This is a genomic window from Nostoc sp. UHCC 0252, from assembly GCF_034931145.1.
GTDB lineage: Bacteria > Cyanobacteriota > Cyanobacteriia > Cyanobacteriales > Nostocaceae > Nostoc.
Map to the genome: position 1 here is coordinate 46704 of NZ_JAYGHE010000043.1, position 3720 is coordinate 50423.

At 39.9% G+C, this 3720-nt stretch carries 4 protein-coding genes; 3 read left to right on the forward strand and 1 reads right to left on the reverse strand.

The features are described 5' to 3' along the window. The 3 genes from VB732_RS22025 to VB732_RS22035 form a co-directional block, all read left to right on the forward strand. The coding region (locus tag VB732_RS22025; RefSeq protein ID WP_323233030.1) for a trypsin-like peptidase domain-containing protein at positions 1-1054 on the forward strand (1054 nt) is incomplete at its 5' end. Then, on the forward strand, positions 1044-1769 hold the full coding sequence (locus VB732_RS22030) for a hypothetical protein (protein ID WP_323233031.1): 726 nt from the start codon (positions 1044-1046) through the stop codon (positions 1767-1769). The genes VB732_RS22025 and VB732_RS22030, both read left to right, overlap by 11 nt. Positions 1770-1772: 3 nt before the next feature. After that, positions 1773-3017, forward strand: a complete 1245-nt coding sequence (locus VB732_RS22035; RefSeq protein ID WP_323233032.1) for a hypothetical protein — start codon at positions 1773-1775, stop codon at positions 3015-3017. A 60-nt stretch (positions 3018-3077) separates the two neighbouring features. On the opposite strand, the gene VB732_RS22040 is transcribed toward VB732_RS22035, so the two are convergent. Continuing rightward, a partial coding sequence (locus tag VB732_RS22040; RefSeq protein ID WP_323233033.1) for an ATP-binding protein occupies positions 3078-3720 on the reverse strand: 643 nt, incomplete at its 5' end.

Consider the following 3720-nt stretch of genomic DNA (forward strand, 5'->3'; position numbering starts at 1 on the left):
TCTGTGTCATGTGTTAGATGACCAGAACAAACTTGACGAAGCAATAACAGCTTGTCAAAAATCCATTCAACTCAACTCACAAGATGCAACAACTCACAGTCTTCTTGGCTACACATTTAAAAGGCAGAAGAAATTAGATGCAGCAGTTACCGCCTACGAAAAAGCAATTCAACTCAACCCCAACTATACCTTAGCTCACAATGGCTTGGGTTTATCGCTCCAAGAGCAAGGGAAGCTAAAAGAAGCCATTGATGAGTTTGACAAAGCAGAACAAATTGACCCCTATTATATCTATGCCAGGAACAACAATATAGAAGCAAGGCAGTTATGGACAGAGCAACAAAATAAATTAGCTAGCGTAGAAGACGATCGCCAATGGTTGCCTAAAAATGATCCAACTGTACCCATTAAGCGTTCTGTAGTACGGATCACTGCCGAGTTTTCTAGCCGCGATCGCCAGGGAATCGAGATTGGAACTGGTGTAGTAATTAAACGAGATGGCGATCGGACATTAATTCTTACCAATCGTCATATTATTTTTGATGGCTATGAAGAGGGTAAAAATATCCAAGTGGAATTTTTCAGTTCACCACCACCCAACCGAGTGCGAATGCGGCGAGATGCCAAGCTGTTCAAAATGACATCCACAGACGAACAACTCGATTTAGCCGTTTTGGAAGTTATCGGGAATCTGCCAGAAGATATTCGACCTTTACCCATCTCTTCAACTTCTATCACTTCAAAAATGCCCATTCGGATTATCGGTCATTCTGCTCAAAGAGGTGAAGATAAATCTTGGTCTATGCAATCAGGACAAATCAGTAGCTATGAAGAACAGCAATTAGAAATATCTCAAGCCGCACTCACACCTGGTTATTCTGGTAGTCCTGTGCTTGACCCGCAAAATCAACTTTTAGGCATCGTTTTTGCCCGCAAAAAAGGTGAAGACCAAGATTTCGCTTATCCCATGTCTGAACTTCAAAAACAACTGTCCACTTGGAACATTAATATAGACGCGATGAATCGCGTCTCTACAACAAACCATGAATTATAAAATTATCCTTGCCAGCTTATTAATTCTCAGCATCAGTCATCTTCCTGCTGCTGCTTCTTGCCCAGAAGGAAACCCCCGCACTACTGATTACATCCGCCGTAAACCACCCAACCGTTGCGAAGGTATTAAACTCGAACCCTTAAGCGGTAACAGCTTGAGTCTAATTTCTATTGCTACTCGCAACCTTGCCAGTTTCGGCAAAACTCTCACAGTACAAATTCCTCAAATAAATGGTGGAAACAACCCCCAAATAGTAGTGAAATCATTGGGCGATAATTATCACTATCAGATGGATGACTTGTTATTGTCTAAGAATGGTTCAGGTTTCAGCTTTAGGTGGGATACTTACGTTCTCAGAGAAGCCAAAATACCAGCAAATAAACTCCGCGCTGTGGCATCCTATAGCCTTGGTTCCCAACCTGTGTATGTTCCAGTCATCCTGGGGCAAACTTCTGGTAAGTATGAATTTGTCTTTTATTCTGAGGATCGAGTCAGATTTACCACCTTTGAAATCCTTCCCCAAGGTGAAAAAGCAATTTATAGCACTTCCCGCCCTAACCCGAAAAAGGGTGAAACTATTTTTACCTGGGATGGTAATGCCCCATCTGGGCGCTATGAACTGCGCTACGTTGCTAATATTGAACGAAGAAATGAACCTAGCGATCGCATCGAAAGGCGAATAGTATTTGAACATAACCCAAATTGGTTGAAATAAATCATGGCATCTCGGCAAAAAGCCAAACAATTTCCCGACTTCATTAAGATTCGCCAATGGTTGACTTCTCTGAAAACACATCTAGTTGCGTGGTTTGGAGTCAGCATTTTAGCGCTGAAGCGCTTACTACGAACGATTTCAAATCATCAAAGTTTATTGTTGGGGCTGGTGGTACTTTTATTTTTGACTATCGGTACTATTGCTGCGATCGCACCTGGGACTCATACCTTTGAAGGTAATATCATTTCTCAAGAAATGAGCTTTATCTATAATGGACAGCAACCCAAACGCTTTATTGAAAATATTCGTGGTATTAAAGAACTGGAAAGTGAAGGCATTCAAACCTTAACTTTCACAGGCAAATTCCAAAGTGAATTGCCCCAACTTAATCAGTCAAATTCGTTAAAAATCAAACTTAAAGACCGCGAAAGTAAATGGATTATTGCTCCGGCTAATCTCGAAGCTACTAGCAAAATCGAATTGAATGAACTGCGGCTACAACCTAATACAAAAGTAACTGAGTTAAATTATGACTTTTACCGTAATCAGTTGGCTTTCTCCCTACAGCGAAATCCTAAACTAGACCTAAAAAATAACGCTAATATATTAAAACTGTATTTAGGTGAACAACCAATCAAAGTTATAGTAGAAGGCTATGAATTACCAGATTTAAATTTACAAAAACAACTAGATAATCAAACACCTCTAGAATTTATTTTAAATCCAGATAATCAAGAATTTAACTTAGAATTTCCACAAAACACCAATATTTATATTACCTTAGACAAACCTGCCAAATTTGAATCAGAGCAATGGTTTCGGGGCAAGATAGAAACCAAAAATGTTCAGTTTATAGATGTAGATAGAAATGGCAGCGATCTCAGAGATGATTTAGATGTTTCTACTATTGTAGAAGGCAAAATTCGCATGGTAGGGCAGGAGCAAGAAATTAAAAAAAATCAATTTCTCATGGGAGAAAACCCTGATATTCCTTTAAATATTCAACTAATACGCCATCTGCAAATTGTCCCCCAAAAGGGCATAGAAGCCCGCTTTTCTGGTAAAACTAAACAGATTCAAATTGGTCTAGATCAGGATTTCCCTGTCTCCAGAATCCAGGGTAGCTGGTTAGATGGTGTTTTACCTCGTGATGCAATTATTGCGCTGTTCTCTTTTGGGGCTGCTACAATTCCTAATCTTGTGTCTTGGCTATTTAGTAACACTTCTAAATCTGCGTCAAAACCATAGCCGTTAGGAGTGAGGATTCCAATTTATTTTTTTGAATTTTGAATTAGAGTCTAGTAAAAATTACCTTTCAGAAGTTCCATTTGCATAAACTTCTGTTTTTGGAAGACTTACCAAGAGAGTTTGCTGTGGTGAAAGACTAATCTCGTAAGTCTCATTCCCAAGTAACACCTGAAACTTCATCGACTTTTCTTTCTCTGCACCTACTTTTACAGATTTGTTGCTTCCCAAAGATGGACTTCCCCCAGACTGCTGTAGGTTAGAATATTGGCTTGCTTTTGTCCCCTTATTCTCAGAGGAAAATCCCAGATCCCCGGCATTTTCATCTTTTTTGGAAGCAGGTAACAGCGAGATATCAATTAAAGGTAAGGTAATTTTCAGTGTCGTACCTTGATGAAGTCCTGTACTCTCAAGAGTAATGCTGCCTCCCATGAGTTCGATTAAGTTCCGTGAAATTGCTAATCCTAGCCCAGTACCTTCAAACTGGCGCGTGGTTGTGCCATTCACCATCACAAAGGGGCGAAATAGTTTGTGTTGTTGACCGGGATCAATACCTATACCTGTATCTTTAACTATCACCACCACTTGGGATTTACCATTACTAGATTGAATTTCTGTAGAAATGGTGATGCTTCCTTTGTCGGTGAACTTAGTGGCATTGCCGATAACATTAATCAGTACCTGTTTCAGTTTTGCCGCGTCTGCC

Coding starts and splice junctions, on each gene's coding strand:
- VB732_RS22030 (WP_323233031.1), top strand. CDS start 1,044: ATGAATTATAAAATTATCCTTGCCAGCTTATTAATTCTCAGCATCAGT.
- VB732_RS22035 (WP_323233032.1), top strand. CDS start 1,773: ATGGCATCTCGGCAAAAAGCCAAACAATTTCCCGACTTCATTAAGATT.